Source organism: Burkholderia sp. BC1 (genome assembly GCF_052683555.1).
In genome coordinates this window covers 38,955-58,332 of the sequence record NZ_JBQYLP010000020.1, presented here as the reverse complement: position 1 = coordinate 58,332, position 19,378 = coordinate 38,955, and the positions used below count along the sequence as shown (strand labels likewise).

Genomic DNA, 19,378 nt, shown 5'->3' with positions numbered 1-19,378 from the left:
GCCACACTCGGCAATGCCGCGGAAGCCAGCGCGGCGCCGGCGATCCGGAGAAAATCGCGTCTCGCTGAGCGCACCATGTTCAGATCGCCTCCGTCTTGCCGACCAGCTTCCCGGCTGAGTGATTGCGCGTGAGCAGCAGCAGCGTCGCGACGCTCACGAGCGTCAGGATCGCGAGCGGCATCAGCGCGAGCGCATAGCTGCCCGTCGCCGACTTCACCCATCCGTACACGTTCACCATCAGCCCGCCGCCAAGCAGGTTCGCGATCGCATTGACCGTCGCGAGCCCGGCCGCCACGGTGCTGTTGGAGAGCATGTCGGTCGCGAGCGCCCAGAACGGGCCCTTGAACGAATACGCGCCAACGAGCACCGCGCACAGCATGCAAACCGTGGGCAGCAGCGATCCGCTCAGCGACGTCGCGAACAGGCCTACGCCGATCAGCAGCATCGGGACGACCGTGTGCCACCGCCGTTCGCCGACGCGGTCGGAATGCCGGCCCCAGTAAACCATCAGGACGGAGGCCGCTGCGTACGGCACGGAGTTCAGCAGACCGGTCTGCATGACGGTCAAGCCAAACGATTTGAGCAGTTGCGGCTGCCACACGGATAGCGTGCTGCCGGCTGCGGAAGCGCACGTATCGACGAGCGCGAGGCACAGCACGTAGCGATTGCGGAACAGCTGCGTGAGCGGCAGCGACGGCACCTTCTTGTGCGTTTTGTGGCCGGCGGCAAGCGCGCTGGAGAGCCACGCTCGCTCGTCGTCGTCGAGCCAGCTCGCGTTGTCGGGCTTGTTCGTCAGGACGAACAGGCACGCGATGCCGAGCAGCACGGTCGGCACGCCTTCGAGAATGAACAGCCAGTGCCATCCGCGCAGGCCCCAGACACCGTCCATCTGCAACAGCAGCGCGGAGATCGGCGAGCCGATGAAGCTCGCGGCCGGAATCGCAACCATGAAGGTCGCGACGATTCGCGCACGATACTGCGCGGGGATCCAGTACGACAAATAAAGCAGTACGCCCGGGAAGAAGCCCGCCTCGGCCGCACCCAGCAGGAAACGCAGCACGTAGAACGTCGTCGCGTTATGCACGAGTGCGGTCGCCGCCGACACGATGCCCCAGGTGATCATGATCCGCGCGATCCAGATCCGCGCGCCGTACTTCTGCAGCGCGAGATTGCTCGGCACTTCGAAAAAGAAATACGAAATGAAGAACAGGCTGCTGCCGAAGCCGAAGACCTGCGCCGACATCCCGAGGTCCTGGTTCATCTGCAGCGACGCCATCCCCACGTTGCCCCGGTCGATAAAGGCAAGCAGGTAGCACATCATCAAAAAGGGAATGAGTCGCCAGACGACCTTTCGCATCGTCCGGCGCTCGATAGCGGACGCTTCCATCAAACCGGTTTGCATGTTGTCTCCGTTTATTGTGCGCCTGAGCGCGAATCTGTGAACCGTTGCCACGCGATGACGGCAATGACGCCGCACGCGAGTACGGCGGCCATCGCCGCGAATGTGTGTCGCACGCCAAGCGCCTCGGATGCGCTTCCGACCAGCAGGTAACCGAACGGCATCGTGCCGTTGTAGGCCATGCCGTACATGCCGACGAGGCCGCCGCGCACGTGTTCCGGACACTGGCGCTGAATGGTCGCGTTCGTCGACGTGGCCGCGAACGTAAGGCTGAAGCCGAGCGCGTAGAACGCGGGAATCGATCCGACCGCATCGGTCGTCGCGGCCAGCACGGTCAGCGCGCCGACTGCCGTCCAGGGTGCATACGCGATGAAGCGGCGCGACGCGCCCGGCCCGAACGCCGACGACAGCAGCACCGCCGCGCTCAACGAGCCGGCGCCCGCGCATGCGAAGAACACGCCCGTGAAGCGCGCCGCGTCGTGAAAACCCTGGTCGGCCAGCAGCGGCACGAGCGTCTGGTAGCTGCCGGCGAACAGGCCGATGCACGCGAGAATCGGCAGATAGCGGGCCGAGAACGCATCGGACAGCACATAGCCGACCGCATCGCGCAGGCTGCTTTCCACGCGCGAGGGGCGGTTCACCGATGCCGTGCGGATCGACCGCACGCACGCCGCCATGAAGCACAGCGCGAGCGCGTAGATCGCAAACGACGCCCTCGGTCCCAGCGTCGGATAAACAAATCCGGCGATGGTCGGGCCGACCATGCGCCCGACGTTGTAGACCATCGTGTTCATCGCGACTGCATTGGAGGTCAGCGTCGCATCCCGCAGGCTCGTCAACAGCAGCACCTGCCGCGCCGGCGTTTCGACCGCGCTCGACACGCCGATCGCGAGTGCATGGGCGAGGATCAGCTTGACGCCGAGCAGTCCGAGCAGCGACAACGCGAAGAGGCTGCTCGTCAGCAGCAGCGACGTCGCCAGCACGCATAGCGTCACGCGGCGCGCGTTAGTCGAGCCGATGCGCGCGCCCGCCACGGGCGCGACGATCAACTGCGGCCCGTACAGCAGGAAGTTGAGCAGCGCAAGGATCGCGGCCGAGCCGGACAGGTGATAGATCAGCAGGTTCAGCGTGACGTTCTGCGTCCAGCTGCCGAGCACCGACGCGACTTGCCCGCTCAGATAGCGCCGCAACGATGCCTCCGACAGCGCGGGAAACAGCCTGCTCACCCATCCCGCTTGCGTTGCCACGTTCATGACAGCGCCTTGCCGCGCGTTTCGGGCGCGAACAGCACGACTGCAGCCGCGGCGATGAACGCGACGATCGTCGTCGCGAGTCCGAGCACGAAGCCGCCCGAGGTCGACGCCAGCGCACCGATGATCAACGGCGCGATGAAGCCGCCGAGACGGCCGCCGTTGTATGCGAGCCCCATGAAGAATCCGCGCGACGCCGTGTTGCCGATGATCTCCGCGAGGAACGGACCGGCACCCGCGAAGATGCCGTTCACGCTGAAGCCGGTCAGAAAAATCGCGATCATCAGCAGCAACGCATTCGCCGATACGATGTACACGCCGACGGCGATTGCACCGACGAGCAGGTACGCCAGGAACATCGGACGACGGCCGATCCGATCGACCCATGCCGAGAACAGCAGAAAGCCGGTGATCGCGCCGAACTGCAGCGCCAGCACGAACTTCAGGCTATGCACGAAGTCGAGATGCTTCACCGTGACCAGAAAGGTCGGCGTCCATGTGAATACGCCCCAGTAGAGGTACTGCAGAAAGAAGATGAAACAGAAGGCAGTGAGCAGGCCGCGCACGTTCAGCTTCTCGTGCGTTGCCGCGTCGGCTTGGCGGACCGACGACCTGGCATGCTTGCGTTCGAGCCAGATCGGCGATTCCGGCGTCTTGCGCGCGACCCAGAACAGAATGAAGAACGGCGACGCGCCGATCAGGAACAGCAGGCGCCAGCCGTCACCGGCTAATCCGCCATGCGCGGCACCGACGATGCCCGAGATCGCGATCGCCAGAATCGCGCCGATCGGCAAGCCCATCTGCATCAGCGCACCGCCCTTGCCTCGCCGGCTCGGGTGCCAGGTTTCCGCGATCAGCGCCGCGCCGGCCGTCCAGGTTCCGCCCATGCCAAGCGCGCCGAGAAAGCGCAACGCCGCGAACCAGTGCGAATCGGGTGCGAACGCGATCAAGCCCGAGAACAGCGAATAGATACCGATGCAGAGCAGCGCGGTGCGCACGCGCCCTATCCGGTCCGATACGAAGCCGAACAGAATGCCGCCGGCGATCTGTCCGGCCGCCGTCACGCTCGTGAACATGCCGAGCTGCGCCTTGCTCAGCCCGAACTGCAGCGCAAGCGTCGGCAGCAACAGCGAAAGCAGGAACGAGTCGTAGCTCTCGAATGTCCAGCCGAGCCCCGCGAGCGACAGCGAACGCCACTCCATACCGGAAATGCGCGCGAACCCTTTATCCGCGGCGGCAGACGCCGTGTCGTGCGTCGCTGCCGTTGCACTCGTCTTCATGGCTTGTCTCCGGGAATCGCGATGCGATACGTCGATGCCGCTGTCCGGCTGAACAGCGCGGTCTTTTCATCGGCCGACATCGCGGACGCGAGTCGTTTGAAGGCGTTCCACAGCACGCGATAGCTGAACATCCCTTTGTCGACGGGGAAGTTGCTTTCGAACATGCAGCGATCGACGCCGAAGCGTTCGACGCAGGTGTCGAAATACGGACGCCACGCCGACGCCAGTTCCTGCGACGACGGCGGCAGGTCGCGCGCGGCGAAGTCGAAACCGAACACGGTCATGCCCGCGCCGCCGAGCTTCAGACGCGTATTCGGCAGTGCGGCCAGACGCGCGAGTTGCCGTTTCCACTGCGCATGAACTTCCGCGTGCCGCCCGGCATGCGGGCCGACGCCAAGCGGCCCACCGAAATGGTCGATGACGACCGTGACGTCCTCGCATGCGCGCGCGAGTTCGTACAGGTCCTCGAGCTGCGTGTGATAGACCCAGGCATCGAGCGACAGCCCGTAGCGCGCGAGCATCGTCACGCCGCGCCGGAAAGCCGGATCGGCCATCCGGTCGCGCGGCGGCGTCACGGGACTCGATCGCACGTCGGGGCTCGCATGCCAGGCGAGCGGATTGCGGATCCCGCGCAGCCGCCCGCCGGACACCTGCAGCATCGTGTCGAGCACCGCGTCGAGTTCGGCGCCGAGCGACAGGTCGGCACCGCCGACGATCGCCTCGCAGCATCGCGCGGGGCCGTATGCGCCGCTGTCGAACATCGCGGCGATGCCGCTCGCGAATTGCACTTCGCCGACCGGCTTGAACGCATCGGGCCCGCTTGCACGCAACATCGAGCGGCACTGCACGTAGACCGTCGACACGATCCGATGGCCGCTGCGCACGTCGGCGCCGAACTCGTCCGCGAGATAGCGCCCGGTCTGGCGATCCCACAGGTGATGATGGGCGTCGACGATGGCGAGCGCGGGTTCGAGCACCGGCTCGTCGCGTCGTGCAAGCCACTCGGGCCTGACGGGAAGATGCGGCGCATGGACGTTCTGCATGGCAGTCGCCTTAGAACTTCTGGCGCATGCCGATCACCACACCCGTCTGGTTGTGACCGGGTGCGACCGTGCCGTAGCCGTTTACGCCGAGCGCGGAGCCGCCCTTGTTGCGTGCGAAACCCGCTGTCGCGTAGATATCGGTGCGCTTCGACAGCAGATAGTCCGCACAGAGCACGGCAAGCCACGGATCGGCACTGGTCGAATGCACGTCCTGGTAATAGGCCGTTGCCGTGACCACGAACGCCGGCGACACCGTGTATTGCGCGCCGGCCCAGTACAGACCGGCCGCACTGGCCTCGGCACCGTTCGCGACGCGAATCGGGTTCGCCGGCAGGAACGCATTCGATGCACGCAGATATCGATAGCCGACGAAGCCCCTCACCGGGCCGATCGCGTACGACGCCGCAGCCGTTGCGCGACGTTCGGTGCCCGTGTTCGTCGCGACGGTATTGCTGTTGCGCTGCTCGTACGACAGGCTGGCGGCGAACGGTCCTTGTGCGAAAGTCAGTGCGCCGCTGAAGAAGCGGCCGGTGAGCTGCGCACCGGGCACCTCCGAGCCGTACCCGGTGTCGTAGCGCGTGCTATACATCGCCTGCGCAGTCAATGGCCCGAACACGCCCGTGTACTTCGCCGAGTTGTCGATACGCGCGGCCGCTGCGTAGTCGAGCGACAGCACCGAGTATCGCGACGACGCGCCCATCGGATCGAACGCCACGGCCTGCTCGTAGAAGAGCGAGTTCTGGCGGCCGAACGTCAGCTGCTGACCGCGGTACGACAGTCCGACCCATGCCTGCCGGCCGAAAAGCCGCGACGTCGTGGCGGCGTTCGGACCGAGGCCTTTCGTCGACTGCGCGGTCGTGCCGTCATTGACGTTGAAGCCGTCTTCCAACTGGAAAATCGCCTTCATGCCGCCGCCGAGATCTTCTACGCCCTTCAATCCCCAGCGCGAACCGGACAGATTGCCCGACGCTTCGCGCGTCTGCGCGCCGCCCGTACTCGTATTGTTGATGTGCTCGATCCCGACGTCGACAATGCCGTAGAGCGTGACGCTGCTTTGCGCATGCACGGCACCGCACCCTAACGCCGCGCTCGCGACGGTGACGGCGCCCAGCACGAAGCAGGATGACGGACGGGCATTCTGGCTGGCCTGATTCGACAACATGGAGTCTCCAAACTATTTTTTGTGGGTAGGTCTGACGAATAAAGATTCACGTCTTGCGGGCTGCAGGCGCTTCGCCGGCGCCCGAGCCCGGATCGCCGAGCCATGCAATCGTCAGTGCGCCGAGCAACAGCACACCCGACACGGCGAAGAGCGGCACGGTGAAGCCGCCGGAGAACTGCTTGAGCGCACCGATCATCGACGGCCCGACGAAACCGCCGAGGTTGCCGACCGACACGATCAGCGCAAGTCCGCCCGCGGCGGCACGGCCGGTGAGGAATCCCGACGGAATCGCCCAGTACGTCGCCTGGAACGCGAGGATCCCGCTCACCGTGACGCACAGTGCGATCAGCTTGAACACCGGTGCATGAATGAAGGCGCTCGCGCACAACGCCACGGCAGCGACGGCCAGCGCGCCGGCGACATAGGGAATGCGACTGGCCGCGCGATTGGCGACGCGCGCCCACCAGAGCATCACGACGGCACCGATGGCATACGGAATGGCCGTCAGCCAGCCGACCACCGCGTGTTCGACACCGAACTGCTTGATGATCTGCGGCATCCACAAGCCGACGCCGAGCGAGCCGACGATTCCGCAGAAGTTGATGAACGCGAGCACGAACACGCGCCAGTTCGTCATCGCGTCGCGCAGCTTGCTGCCGTGCTTCGCGCCGATGTCGCGCTGCTCGAACGCGAGGCGCTTTGCGAGCGACGCCCGCTCTTCGTCACTGAGCCACGCCGCTTTCTCGGGACGGTCGGCCAGCACGAACAGGCATGCGATGCCGAGCATCACCGCCGGAACGCCTTCGATCAGCAGCAGCCACTGCCAGCTGCGCAGCCCATGCAGACCGCCGAGTCCGAGCAGCGCACCCGAAATCGGCGAGCCGATCATGTTCGCGACGGGAATGCCGACGAGGAAGGCGGCCGTCGCCTTCGCGCGCCACTTGCCGGGAAACCAGTGCGTGAAATACAGATAGATGCCGGGCGTGAACCCCGCCTCGGCAAGCCCGAGCAGAAAGCGCGCAGCCGCGAAGCTCTTCGGTCCGACGACGAACGCCGTCGCCATCGAGAACAGGCCCCACGTGATCATGATTCTCGCGATCCACACGCGCGCACCGACCTTCTGCATGATCAGGTTGCTCGGAATCTCGAACAGGAAATAGCCGATGAAGAACAGGCCGGCACCGAAGCCAAACGCCTCGGCCGTGAGCCCGAGATCCTTGTTCATCGTCAGCGCGGCAAAACCGACATTGGTCCTGTCGAGATAGCTGATCACGTAGCAGACGAAGATGAACGGCAGAATGCGCCGAAATGCCTTGGCGAGCGTGCGCTCGCTGGCCGCGTAGTCTTCGGCGGCGAGGCGCCCCGTGGGTGGCGCGTCGGCGTGCGGCGCGTCGTCGCCGGCACGCAGCACTTGCGAAATGGTCATGCTTGTCTCCTTCGTCGCGCGGCTGACGGCGCGATCTTTCGGCATGCGGGCAGGAAGCCGGCGAGCGGCTTCCCGGTTCGCGGGTCTCAGTCCTTCTTCGCGGCCTGTTTCGGCAGCGGGCCGGCAATGCTCATGTGCGCTTTGAGGACGGACCCGGACGTCGATTCGGTGATGAAAAGCGTCTTCATGTCGGCGCCGCCGAAGCACACGCTCGTGAGCGACGCGCCTTTCGGTCCGGTGAGGATCTCGACGGGCTCTGCGCAGTGGTTGAGCACCCACACGCGGCCGAGCCCTGGATTCGCGACGAACAGGCGGCCTTCGAGATCGACGGTGAGGCCGTCGGGGCCGCTCGGCCCGTATGACGTGAAGAACTGGCTGACCTTGCTGACGGACCCGTCGGCCTGCAGCGGCATGCGCCACACGGCATTGCCGCGCGTCATCGCGACGAACAGCACCTTCTCGTCGCGCGACAGGACGAGCCCGTTCGGGCTCGGGCAAGTGCCGAGCAGCATGTCGAGCTTGCCGTCGGGCGACAGCCGATAGACGCGGCCCGTCGGATCGTGCAGTCCCGTTTGCCCCTGGTCGGTGAAATAGAGGTTGCCTGCCGAGTCGAACGTCAGATCGTTCACGCCCTTGAAGCGTTCGGTGTTGCGGCGCTCGAGATACGGGCGAATCTCGCCGCGCGCGATATCGAGCAGCATCAGGCCGTTTCGATAGTCGGTAATGATCAGATGCGAGGCGTCGAAGCGCTTCATCCCGTTGGGCTCGCCATCGTATTCGACGACGAGATCCCAGTCGCCGGACGGCGAAATGCGGAAAATGCGCCCGTGCGGAATGTCGGTAACGAACAGATAGCCGGCCGGATCCCAGACCGGCCCTTCGAGAAACGAATCGGTGACCATTCCGCCGCGATTCGCGCGCGCCCATTCCGTGCGGACGTCCGGCTTGCGAAACTTCTCCGGCATGCGCGTGAACACTTCGGCTTCGCGCACGTCGGGGCTCGTCAGATAAAACATGCGTACCTCGATGTTGTGGTTCAGGCCGCGCTGCGCGCGCGTTCGTCGAGCACTGCGAGGACGTTGGCGGCCGCGCCCTTGCCCATGTTCACGTACGCGGCGTCGCTCACGCCGCCGATATGCGGAGACAGAATCACGTTGGGGAGCTGCTGGAACGGGTGCGGCGATGTCATCGGCTCCACGTCGAAGCTGTCGAGCGCGGCCGCACGCAATGCGCCGCTCGTCAGCGCGTCGGCAAGCGCAGCTTCGTCGATCAAACCGCCACGCGCGGTGTTGACGAGAATCGCCCCGCGCTTGAAGCGCGCGAGCGTGTCGCGGTTGAGCATCCGGCGGTTGTCGGCCGTCAGCGGGCAATGCATCGAGACGACATCCGACTCCGCGTACAGCGTGTCGAGCGGCACCAGCGTCACTCCGGCGGGCGCTTCCTTTGCGAACGGATCGAACGCGAGCACCTTCATGCCGAACGCCACGCCGATCGCGGCCACGCGCCGGCCGATCGCGCCGAGTCCGACGAGGCCAAGCGTGCGCCCGTCGAGTTCGACCGACTTGTGCGTCGCCTTGTCCCAATGGCCCTCGCGCATGCGCATATCGAGGTGCGGAACCGACTTCGCGCACGCGAGGATCAGCGCCCACGCGTGTTCGGCGACGGCAGCCGCATTCGCGCCGACCGCGGCGCGCACCGCGATGCCGCGTGCGGCCGCAGCGTCCTGATCGATCACGTCGATGCCGCTGCCGTGCTTCGAGATCACCTGCAGGTTTTCGGCCGCGTCCATGATGCGGGCGTTGATCTTGCCGTACCGGACGATGATCGCGACCGGCTTGTGCTTGACGCAGAGCGCGACGATGTCGTCTTCGGTCGGCTGCTTGCCGGCGAACACGACGTCGAACTGCGCAAGCATCTCGAGCGCTTGCGGTGCAAGGTCGGCGGCGGTCACGAGGACCACGGGCTTGTGCGAAGCGGTCTGCATCACAGCGCCTCGCCTTCGGCCAGCATGCCGGCTGCGCGCAGTTCCTTCTCGATCCAGCCCGGACGGACGTCGCCCTTGTGAATCGCCGCGATACGCGCGGTTTCGGCGTCCAGCTTTTTCTGCGCGAGATCGACGATGCGCGCGACGTCGGCGCGCGCAATGACCACGACGCCGTCCGCGTCGCCGACCACCAGGTCGCCCGGGTTGACGGCCGTGCCGCCGAGCGAGATCGGCGCATTCACGCGCCCCGCGACGCTTTTCGTCGGGCCGCACGGATTGAGGCCGGCCGCGAAGATCGGATAGTCGCCGTTGGCCAGCTCGTGTGCGTCGCGCACCGCGCCGTCGATGACGATCCCGGCGATGCCGCTCGCCTTCGCCTGCGTCGCCATGATTTCGCCGAGCAGCGCGCACGAGATGTCGCCCTTGCCGTCGACCACGATGACGTCACCCGGTTTCGCAACGGCGAGTGCCGCATGGATCGCCAGGTTGTCGCCCGCGCGCACTTCGACCGTGACTGCGGGGCCTGCGACCTTCATCGTGGGCGACAGCGGCCGCACGCGGCCATGCACGGTGCCGCGGCGGCCCGCGACATCGGCCAGGATCGCCGCTTGATAGCGTGCGGCGGCCTGAACGAGCTCGGGCGGCACGCGTTCGATGTCGCGATTGATCGGAGAACTGCTGACGGCTGGCTTGCTCATCGTTCGACCTCATGTTGCGCGTTGTACGATGTACAACGCTGGTGTACAGTGTGAAATCACTATAACGACATGACCTGCCGTCTGGCACTAGCGTTTACCCTTTTACGTGGTAAACCATCGTTTTACTGTGTACAATCATCGTCGCGTACCAACGGAGACGAAGAATGGGAAATGACGGGGTAGTTGCCGTGGAAAAGGCGCTGTCGCTACTCGACTGCTTCAAGCCCGGCGCAGAATCGCAGTCGCTCGCGATGCTCGCGCAGGCGTCCGGCATGCACAAGACGACGGTCTATCGCTTGATGAACTCACTGGAACGAATGGGATATGTCGTGCGTTCGCAGGCGGGGAACTACTCGCTCGGGCATCGCGTGCTGTATCTGGGCAAGCTGTTCGAGCAGTCGTTCCACTTGTCGTCGGTCGTCGAGCCCGCATTGCACGCGCTCGCCGCGCAGACGAAGGAAAGCGCATCGTACTACGTGCACGACAACGGCCGGCGGCTTTGCCTGTTCCGCGCGGAACCGTCGGAGGGGTTGCGCGAGACGCGTGTCGCCGGCACGACTTTCCCGCTCGACGACACGGCGATCAGTCAGGTGATCCGATTCTGGGGACTCGGGGAACCGATCTACGACGAGCCGCCCGCGCTGCCGCTGTTCACGGCCGGTGCGCGCGACGTTCATACCGCGGCGTTCGCGATCCCGATCTTCGGCGCCGGCGACAAGTTCATGGCGGCCCTGACGCTTTCGGGACCGGCATCGCGGCTCACTCAGGCGCATGAAACGGGCGAACTCGATCGCGTGCAACTGGACGCGGCAGCCGATCTGTCTCGCAGGCTTGGTGCTACTGCGGCATTCTGCGAAAAGTTTTACGGGCTCTGAGCGGGACGCGATTGTTGGACGGTGTTTGGTCTCGCATCCGCAGCGTAACAAGGGCGTCGAATTTGTCGAAAAATGCGTCCGTATCGATATGCCGCACATAGGCTGCTTTTTTGATCGCGTCATCGACGGAAGTGCGTTCCTTCTCAACGACAATCGCGCGACTCCATCACAATTGACCGGACGACGCGAATCAGAACAGTCTCGAGATGGCGAGGCTCGAAAGCACGCTTACCTCCCGGAAACCTCCCCAAGACAAGGAGCGAATCTCGTAAGGCGTTGACTGGAAAGGAAAAATACTGGTGGGCCCGGCGGGGTTCGAACCCGCGACCAATCGATTATGAGTCGACTGCTCTAACCGCTGAGCTACAGGCCCTGGAGGAATGCGGAGCGTGCTACATGCGCCACCGGCAAAGACGCCGGGCCGGCATTGTAACAACAAAGGGAACAAACGCCACCGGCATCCGACGGATGCCGGCGGCGTTCGACAGGGAGAAGCCGAAAATCAGTTCCCTTCGAGGAACGACTTCAGCTTGTCGGAACGGCTCGGGTGACGCAGCTTGCGCAGCGCCTTGGCCTCGATCTGACGGATCCGCTCACGCGTGACGTCGAACTGCTTGCCGACTTCCTCGAGCGTGTGATCGGTGCTCATTTCGATACCGAAACGCATCCGCAGCACCTTCGCCTCACGCGGCGTCAGCGAATCGAGCACGTCCTTCACGACGTCGCGCATGCTCGCATGCAGCGCGGCATCCGCCGGCGCGACCGTGTTGGTGTCCTCGATGAAGTCGCCGAGATGGGAATCGTCGTCGTCGCCGATCGGCGTTTCCATCGAGATCGGCTCCTTCGCGATCTTCATGATCTTGCGGATCTTGTCTTCCGGCATCTCCATCTTCTCGGCCAGCGTCGCCGGATCCGGCTCGAGACCGGTTTCCTGCAGAATCTGCCGCGAGATGCGGTTCATCTTGTTGATCGTCTCGATCATGTGAACCGGAATACGGATCGTGCGCGCCTGGTCCGCGATCGAGCGCGTGATGGCCTGACGAATCCACCACGTCGCATACGTCGAGAACTTGTAGCCGCGACGGTATTCGAACTTGTCCACCGCCTTCATCAGGCCGATGTTGCCTTCCTGGATCAGGTCGAGGAACTGCAGGCCGCGGTTCGTGTACTTCTTCGCGATCGAGATCACGAGACGCAGGTTCGCCTCGGTCATTTCGCGCTTCGCCTGACGCGCCTTCAATTCGCCGGCCGCCATCTGACGGTTGGTTTCCTTCAGATCCTTCAGCGGCAGCACGACGCGCGCCTGCAGGTCGAGCAGACGCTGCTGCTGTTCGCGGATCGCCGGGATGTTGCGCGACAGGATCGCGCTGTACGAATGGCCTTCGGCCGCGATCTTCTCGGCCCAGTCGAGGTCCGTCTCGTTGCCCGGGAAGCGCGCGATGAATTCCGAACGCGGCATCCCGCACTTGTCGACGACGATGTGCAGGATCTGACGCTCGACCTGACGCACTTCGTCCACCTGCGCACGCAGCGTGTCGCAGAGGCGCTCGACGGTACGCGCGGTGAAGCGGATCGTCATCAGCTCGCTCTGGATCGTTTCCTGCGCCTTCAGGTAGGACTTCGACTTGTAGCCTTCCTTCTCGAACGCGCGGCGCATCTTGTCGAACCACTCGCTGATCAGCGCGAACTTCTCGAGCGAGGCGCGCTTCAGCGCTTCGAGCTGGGCGGCGTTGGCGGTCGCCTGCGCGGCGCCGTCATCGTCCTCCTCTTCCTCTTCTTCCTCTTCCTCTTCGACCTCTTCGTCCTCGTTCTCGATTTCCTCCGCTTCCTTCGCGGAGAAACCGTCCGTGTCGGTGTCCGAAGCGTTCGGATCGAGCAGGCCGTCGACGAGCTCGTCGACGCGGATCTCGTCGTTCGCGACGCGCTCCGCCATCGCGAGGATGTCGGCGATCGTCGTCGGGCATGCGGAGATGGCCATCACCATGTGGCGCAGGCCGTCTTCGATGCGCTTCGCGATCTCGATTTCGCCTTCGCGCGTGAGCAGCTCGACCGTGCCCATCTCGCGCATGTACATCCGGACCGGATCGGTCGTGCGGCCGAATTCGGAATCGACGGTGGACAGCGCAACTTCCGCTTCCTCTTCGACTTCGTCGTCCGACGACGCGGCCGGCGCGTTGTCGTTCAGGAGCAGCGTTTCCGCGTCCGGCGCCTGCTCGTAAACCGCCACGCCCATATCGTTGAACGTGCCGATGATGCCTTCGAGGGCTTCGGTCTCGGTGAAGTTGTCCGGCAGGTGGTCGTTGATTTCGGCGTACGTCAGGAAGCCGCGCTCCTTGCCGAGCTTGATCAGCGCGCGCAGCTTCACGCGGCGCTCTTCGAGCTCCTCGGCCGTGCCGGGCGTGCTCGTCGCGAACGCTTCCTTCAGCAGCGCCTTTTCCTTGGCGCGGCGGTCGCGCACCTTGGACTTGCCCGGGGCAGCCGCCGCTGCGGGCTGCTCGTCGCTCTGATTTGCGTCGTCATCGACGGATACTTCGTTCAGCTTTTTCGTCATGGAGTTCGCCGTACCGGCTATATCGACTCGCGGCTGCTGGACGACAGCCGGTTGAACCGTGGGTGCATGAGTAGTACGTACTGCCGTTTCGTCCGCCGCGGCAGCCGCGTCCCTTGCGCTTTTCGCACTTGCCCGCTTCGCCGCCGGCTTGGCCGGCCCGGAGTCGGGTCTGGCGGCAGCCCGTGTTCTGGCTGCCGGCGCCGGCGCAGCTTGAGCAGTGCCGGCCGCGGTTTTCTTTCCTGCAGGGGTTGATGTAGCCGAAGACGTCGTCCTGGCGGAAGAAGCAGACTTGGCCGCTGTGACCTTCTTGGTCGGCTCCGTCGAGCCCTTGCCCGTTGCTTTCTTTCCGCCTGTCGTCTTTGCCATCGCGAATCTCGCCTCTGCTTAGAAAACAAACCGCTGGAAACCTTATATTATAGCACGCTGGGGAGCCTCTCTCCTGGCGCCCCGGCTGCCTACAGCCCGAGCCGACGTTTCATGTCGGTTCGCTGCTCATTCAAGTGCTTCAATTCGGCCAATTCCTCGGGCGTGAACGCGGATTGCCGCGCCAGCCGATCGAGCCGGTCGCAGCACGCGTCGTAGCGCATCTTCAGCACGGCCGCCTGCAGTTCCTCCCCGGCGATCCGTTCCTGTTCGCGCTGCCGCTCGGCCACCGCCTCGTCGTCCGGATTCTGTAACAGCAAATCGCGGACGTTTTCATCATAGTCCAGAATTTCGCGGAAAATTTCCTCGTACGTCGCGCTGTTCGGCGACGTACGCAGCACGTCGGACAGCAGCCGGAACTCCGCGCCGTCGCCGAGCGCGCGCGCGTGGTCGACGACTTCCGCAAAGAGTTCGCCGATGCGCGGCAGCGCGCGCAGCGTCGCGACCTGCTCGTCCTCGAGCGCCAGCGCGATACGCGGATGCATGACGAGCGTGCGCAACGCGCGCTTTTCGCTCTCCGTCACGCGCCGGCGATCGCTGCGCGCCGGCGCCTGGCGCGGCGCAGCCGCGATGCGCGCATCGACTTCCGACAACGCCGCCACTTCCTCGAACGGAATATCGAGGCGATCCGCGATCATGTGCATGATCTGTGCGCGCAACGCATTCGCGGGCAGCGCCTGCAGCAGCGGCTTCGCGTCGAACAGCGCCTTCGCGCGGCCTTCCGGCTGGTCGAGCGCCTTGCCCGCAATTGCTTCGTTCAACAGAAATTGCGACAGCGGCATCGCGCGCTCGACCTGGTCCGAGAACGCGTCCGCGCCGAACTCGCGCACATAGCTGTCCGGATCGTGCTCGGGCGGCAGAAAAAGGAATCGGATCGTCCGATTGTCCGCCGCGTGCGGCAGGCAGGCCTCCAGCGCGCGACGCGCGGCGCGCCGGCCGGCCGAATCGCCGTCGAAGCTGAAAATCACCGTATCGGTCTGCCGCAACAGCTTCTGCACGTGAATCGGCGTGCAGGCGGTGCCGAGCGTCGCGACCGCGTTCGGGAAGCCGAGCTGCGCCAGCGCCACGACGTCCATATAGCCTTCGACGACCAGCACGTACTTGCGTTCGCGGATCGCAAGCCGCGCCTCGAACAGCCCGTACAGTTCGCTGCCCTTGTTGAACAGCGGCGTTTCGGGCGAGTTCAGATACTTCGGTTCGCCGCTGCCGAGCACGCGGCCGCCGAAGCCGATCACCTGCCCCTTCACGTTGCGGATCGGGAACATGATCCGCTCGCGGAACCGGTCGTAGCGGCGCGCGGCGCCCTGCGCGTCGGTTTTCTCGCTGACGATCACGAGCCCCGACTCGACGAGCGCATCGTCGCGGTAGTTCGGGAACGCGGCCTCGAGGTTCTGCCAGCCGTCCGGCGCATAGCCGAGCCCGAAGCGCGCGGCGATCTCGCCGGTCAGGCCCCGGTTCTTCAGATACTGGATCGCGGCCGGCGCGCCGCGCAACTGCTTGCGGTAGTAGTCGCACGCGGTCGCCATCACGTCGGAGAGCGCCGTCGCCACCGATTTCGATACGGGCGCCGGATAGTCGCCGCCCGCTCCGCCGCCGCCACGCGTCGACGGTTCGTGCGGCACGGTCAGCCCGACCGACTGCGCGAGTTCCTGCACGGCTTCCGGGAACGTCAGCCCCGCGTGCTCCATCAGAAAGCCGATCGCCGTGCCGTGCGCGCCGCAGCCGAAGCAGTGATAGAACTGCTTCGTCGGGCTGACCGTAAACGACGGGCTCTTCTCGTTATGGAACGGGCACAGCCCCATGAAGTTCGCGCCGCCCTTCTTGAGCTGCACGTACCGGCCCACCACGTCGACGATATCGACGCGGTTCAGCAAATCCTGCAGGAACGAATGCGGAATCACCGTGGGATCGAGCGAAAGAGGACGATACGACGCCCGGCGCACGCTGCCGCGCGCCGGATCACGCGGCTTACTTCGACAGCGCGGCCTTGACCTGCGCGGACACGGCCGTCATGTCGGCGCGACCCGCGAGCTTGCCCTTCAGCACGCCCATCACCTTGCCCATGTCCTGCGGGCCGGCGGCGCCCGTCTGCGCGACGGCCGCCTGCACTTCGGCAGCGACTTCGGCGTCCGACAGTTGCGCGGGCATATAAGCGCTCAGCACCGTCAGCTCGGCCTGCTCCTTCGCGACGAGATCGTCGCGGCCGGCGGCCTGGAACTGGCTGATCGAGTCCTTGCGCTGCTTGATCATCTTGTCGATCACGGCCGTGATGCCGGCGTCGTCGAGGGTGACCTGATCGTCGACTTCGCGCTGCTTGATGGCAGCCATCAGCAGGCGGATCGTCGCGAGACGCTCGCTTTCCTTCGCGCGCATCGCGGCCTTCATGTCATCGCTGATCTGCTCTTTCAAACTCATCTTTCACCCGAGATGGAAACGTGGAGGCGACGCCCGCGAATGGGCGTCAACACAAAAACCCGCTTGGACAGTGTCTCAAGCGGGTTGCTCGAATCCGGCATCGGCGACTCGCTGCCCGGTCGCGCGCGTTTCGCCGGTGCGCCGCTCGGCCAACCGCGCGGCGCCCAATCGTTCAGTACAGCTTTTTCGGCAGCATCTGGCTGCGGATCCGCTTGTAGTGACGCTTCACCGCCGCAGCCTTCTTGCGCTTGCGCTCGGCCGTCGGCTTCTCGTAGAACTCGCGCGCACGAAGCTCGGTCAGCAGACCGTTCTTCTCGATCGTGCGCTTGAAGCGACGCATGGCAACTTCGAACGGCTCGTTTTCTTTAACGCGAATGATCGTCATGATCCGACACGAATAAAGGTTTGCAGGGAAAGATTAACGAGTATAGCAGAGGCTTTGCACAAAGGCACTACGACGTCAAGCACCGCGAGCGAACTCCGCGGCGGCCTTGCCGGCGGCCTGCCCGGACGCCCACGCCCACTGGAAGTTGTAGCCGCCGAGCCAGCCCGTCACGTCGACCGCCTCGCCGACGAAGAACAGTCCCGGCACGCGTGCGCTCATCATCGTCGCCGACGACAGCTCGCGCGTATCGACACCGCCCTTCGTCACTTCGGCCTTCTTGTAGCCTTCGGTGCCGTTCGGCGTCAGCGTCCAGCCCGCCAGCGCGTCGCCGATCTGGCGCAGCACCTTGTCGGGCAAGTCCGCGAGGCGCGCGTCGGCGGCCACGCGGTGCGTGTCGAGCCACACGTGCGCGAGCCGCGACGGCACCCAGTCCGCGAGCAGCGAGCCGATCTGCCGCTTCGACGTGCGCTTCGCCTCGAGCAGCTCGGCCACGGTGTCGCGCTGCGGCACCAGGTCGATCCGGATCGGCTCGCCGGGGTGCCAGTAGCTCGAAATCTGCAAGATGCCGGGCCCCGACAGCCCGCGATGGGTCAGCAGCAGATCCTCGACGAATTCGCCGCCGCGCTTCTTGTCGCCGGTCGACACGCGCACCTCGAGCGACACGCCGGACAGCGCCGCGAACGGCGCCCAGTCCTGCTGCGCGAACGTCAGCGGCACGAGCGCGGGCCGCGTATCGACGAGCTTGTGGCCGAACTGCTTCGCGAGCCGATAGCCGAAGTCGGTCGCGCCGATCTTCGGGATCGACAGGCCGCCGGTCGCGACGATCAGCGCGCGCGCACGGATGGGGCCCGCCTGCTGCGTGTCGAGCGTGAAGCCGTCGTCCGCGGCATGACGCACGGCGTCGACGACGACCGGCCGGCGCCATGCGATGCCGCCCGCGTCGCATTCGTGCTTGAGCATGTCGATGATCGCGTCGCTGCCGTGATCGCAGAACAGCTGGCCCTTGTGCTTCTCGTGCCACGTCACGCGATGCTGCTTGAGCAGCGCGAGGAAGTCGCGCGGCGTGTAGCGTGCAAGCGCCGAGCGCGCGAAGTGCGGATTGGCCGACAGATAGTTGTCCGGGCCCGCATGGAGATTCGTGAAGTTGCAGCGGCCGCCGCCCGAGATGCGGATTTTCTCGGCGAGCCGCGGCGCGTGGTCGATCAGCACCACGCGGCGACCGAGCTGCCCGGCCACCGCGGCGCTCATCATGCCGGCCGCGCCCGCGCCGATTACGGCGATGTCGTAAGTTTCCATGGCGCGGATTGTACCCGGCCGGCATCGCGCCGGGGCCCGGCGCCGGCGGCGGCCGGCCCTTGCCTGCTATACTTTCCGGTTACTCGATATTCCTGCGGCGCGCTCGACGCAGCGCGCCGCGCCCGCACCCATGCTCGTTCTCGGCATCGAAAGCTCCTGCGACGAAACCGGTCTCGCGCTCTACGACACGCAGCGCGGCCTGCTCGCGCACGCGCTTCATTCGCAGATCGCGATGCACCGCGACTATGGCGGCGTCGTGCCCGAGCTCGCCTCGCGCGATCACATCCGGCGCGCGCTGCCGCTGCTCGAGGAAGTGATCGCGAAAAGCGGCGCGCGCCGCGAAGACATCGACGCGATCGCGTTCACGCAAGGCCCGGGGCTCGCCGGCGCGCTGCTCGTGGGCGCGAGCATCGCGAACGCGCTCGCGCTCGCATGGAACAAGCCGACCGTCGGCATCCACCATCTCGAAGGCCATCTGCTGTCGCCGCTGCTCGTCGCGGAGCCGCCGCCGTTCCCGTTCGTCGCGCTGCTCGTGTCGGGCGGTCATACGCAACTGATGCGCGTGACCGACGTCGGCGTGTACGAGACGCTCGGCGAAACGCTCGACGACGCGGCCGGCGAAGCGTTCGACAAGACGGCGAAGCTGATCGGCCTCGGCTATCCGGGCGGCCCGGAAGTATCGAAGCTCGCGGAAACGGGCACGCCGGGCGCCGTCGTGCTGCCGCGCCCGATGCTGCATTCGGGCGATCTCGACTTCAGCTTCAGCGGCTTGAAAACGGCCGTGCTCACGCAGATGAAGAAGTTCGAAGCGGCGCAGTTGTCGGGCGACGCGCTGGCGCGCGCGAAGGCCGATCTCGCGCGCGGCTTCGTCGACGCGGCCGTCGACGTGCTCGTCGCCAAATCGCTCGCCGCGTTGAAAAAGACCAAGCTGAAGCGGCTCGTCGTCGCGGGCGGTGTGGGCGCGAACCGTCAGTTGCGCGCCGCGTTGTCGGCCGCGGCCGCGAAGCGCGGTTTCGACGTGCACTATCCCGATCTCGCGCTGTGCACCGACAACGGCGCGATGATCGCGCTGGCAGGCGCGCTGCGGCTCGCGCGCTGGCCCGAGCAGGCCAACGTCGACTATGCGTTCACGGTGAAGCCGCGCTGGGATCTCGCGTCGCTCGCACGCTGAAGCGGCGCGCGCCGCACGAT

16 protein-coding genes and 1 tRNA gene are annotated in these 19,378 nt (G+C 65.5%); 2 read left to right on the top strand and 15 right to left on the bottom strand.

Annotated features, from left to right (window positions below):
• Positions 1–79: 79 nt before the first annotated feature.
• From ACSHSS_RS12610 to ACSHSS_RS12570, 9 genes are all read right to left on the bottom strand, one after another.
• Positions 80–1,402, bottom strand: coding sequence for an MFS transporter (locus tag ACSHSS_RS12610; RefSeq protein WP_035954244.1), 1,323 nt, complete (start codon positions 1,400–1,402; stop codon positions 80–82).
• 11 nt (positions 1,403–1,413) lie between these two features.
• Positions 1,414–2,652: an MFS transporter gene (locus ACSHSS_RS12605; RefSeq protein ID WP_060145078.1), complete on the bottom strand. Its 1,239-nt coding sequence runs from the start codon at positions 2,650–2,652 to the stop codon at positions 1,414–1,416.
• Positions 2,649–3,929: an MFS transporter gene (locus ACSHSS_RS12600; RefSeq protein WP_445545057.1), complete on the bottom strand. Its 1,281-nt coding sequence runs from the start codon at positions 3,927–3,929 to the stop codon at positions 2,649–2,651. Before ACSHSS_RS12600 ends, ACSHSS_RS12605 begins: the two co-directional genes overlap by 4 nt.
• Complete coding sequence (locus ACSHSS_RS12595; RefSeq protein ID WP_445545056.1) at positions 3,926–4,972, bottom strand: amidohydrolase family protein; 1,047 nt, start codon at positions 4,970–4,972, stop codon at positions 3,926–3,928. Before ACSHSS_RS12595 ends, ACSHSS_RS12600 begins: the two co-directional genes overlap by 4 nt.
• Before the next feature lie 10 nt (positions 4,973–4,982).
• A complete protein-coding gene (locus tag ACSHSS_RS12590) occupies positions 4,983–6,134 on the bottom strand; it encodes a porin (protein ID WP_445545055.1) in 1,152 nt (383 codons plus the stop codon).
• 46 nt (positions 6,135–6,180) lie between these two features.
• Positions 6,181–7,560, bottom strand: a complete 1,380-nt coding sequence (locus ACSHSS_RS12585; protein ID WP_123789046.1) for an MFS transporter — start codon at positions 7,558–7,560, stop codon at positions 6,181–6,183.
• An 86-nt stretch (positions 7,561–7,646) separates the two neighbouring features.
• Positions 7,647–8,576, bottom strand: a complete 930-nt coding sequence (locus tag ACSHSS_RS12580; RefSeq protein WP_060145082.1) for an SMP-30/gluconolactonase/LRE family protein — start codon at positions 8,574–8,576, stop codon at positions 7,647–7,649.
• Between the two features lie 20 nt (positions 8,577–8,596).
• The gene (locus ACSHSS_RS12575; protein ID WP_445545054.1) at positions 8,597–9,544 is read right to left on the bottom strand and encodes a hydroxyacid dehydrogenase; all 948 of its coding nucleotides are present in this window, start codon (positions 9,542–9,544) and stop codon (positions 8,597–8,599) included.
• Entirely contained in the window at positions 9,544–10,242 is a 699-nt protein-coding gene (locus ACSHSS_RS12570; RefSeq protein ID WP_006414527.1) for a diguanylate cyclase, read from the bottom strand. The genes ACSHSS_RS12575 and ACSHSS_RS12570 overlap by 1 nt, the downstream gene beginning before the upstream one ends.
• 164 nt (positions 10,243–10,406) lie before the next feature.
• Here ACSHSS_RS12570 and ACSHSS_RS12565 point away from each other — a divergent pair, with 164 nt between their 5' ends.
• Positions 10,407–11,117: an IclR family transcriptional regulator gene (locus ACSHSS_RS12565; RefSeq protein WP_012217363.1), complete on the top strand. Its 711-nt coding sequence runs from the start codon at positions 10,407–10,409 to the stop codon at positions 11,115–11,117.
• 297 nt (positions 11,118–11,414) lie between these two features.
• Here the strand turns inward: ACSHSS_RS12565 and ACSHSS_RS12560 are convergent.
• From ACSHSS_RS12560 to ACSHSS_RS12535, 6 genes are all read right to left on the bottom strand, one after another.
• Positions 11,415–11,490, bottom strand: a tRNA-Ile gene (locus ACSHSS_RS12560).
• A 129-nt stretch (positions 11,491–11,619) separates the two neighbouring features.
• Positions 11,620–14,034, bottom strand: a complete 2,415-nt coding sequence (gene rpoD / locus ACSHSS_RS12555) for an RNA polymerase sigma factor RpoD (RefSeq protein WP_012217398.1) — start codon at positions 14,032–14,034, stop codon at positions 11,620–11,622.
• 89 nt (positions 14,035–14,123) lie between these two features.
• Positions 14,124–15,992: a DNA primase gene (gene dnaG / locus ACSHSS_RS12550; protein ID WP_035954230.1), complete on the bottom strand. Its 1,869-nt coding sequence runs from the start codon at positions 15,990–15,992 to the stop codon at positions 14,124–14,126.
• A 67-nt stretch (positions 15,993–16,059) separates the two neighbouring features.
• Positions 16,060–16,506, bottom strand: a complete 447-nt coding sequence (locus tag ACSHSS_RS12545) for a GatB/YqeY domain-containing protein (protein WP_006399460.1) — start codon at positions 16,504–16,506, stop codon at positions 16,060–16,062.
• Positions 16,507–16,678: 172 nt separating this feature from the next.
• Positions 16,679–16,891, bottom strand: a complete 213-nt coding sequence (rpsU, locus tag ACSHSS_RS12540; RefSeq protein ID WP_004190342.1) for a 30S ribosomal protein S21 — start codon at positions 16,889–16,891, stop codon at positions 16,679–16,681.
• Positions 16,892–16,966: 75 nt separating this feature from the next.
• Entirely contained in the window at positions 16,967–18,196 is a 1,230-nt protein-coding gene (locus ACSHSS_RS12535) for a BaiN/RdsA family NAD(P)/FAD-dependent oxidoreductase (protein ID WP_254915880.1), read from the bottom strand.
• Between the two features lie 121 nt (positions 18,197–18,317).
• Here ACSHSS_RS12535 and tsaD point away from each other — a divergent pair, with 121 nt between their 5' ends.
• Positions 18,318–19,358: a tRNA (adenosine(37)-N6)-threonylcarbamoyltransferase complex transferase subunit TsaD gene (tsaD, locus tag ACSHSS_RS12530; protein WP_006399455.1), complete on the top strand. Its 1,041-nt coding sequence runs from the start codon at positions 18,318–18,320 to the stop codon at positions 19,356–19,358.
• Positions 19,359–19,378: the final 20 nt, after the last annotated feature.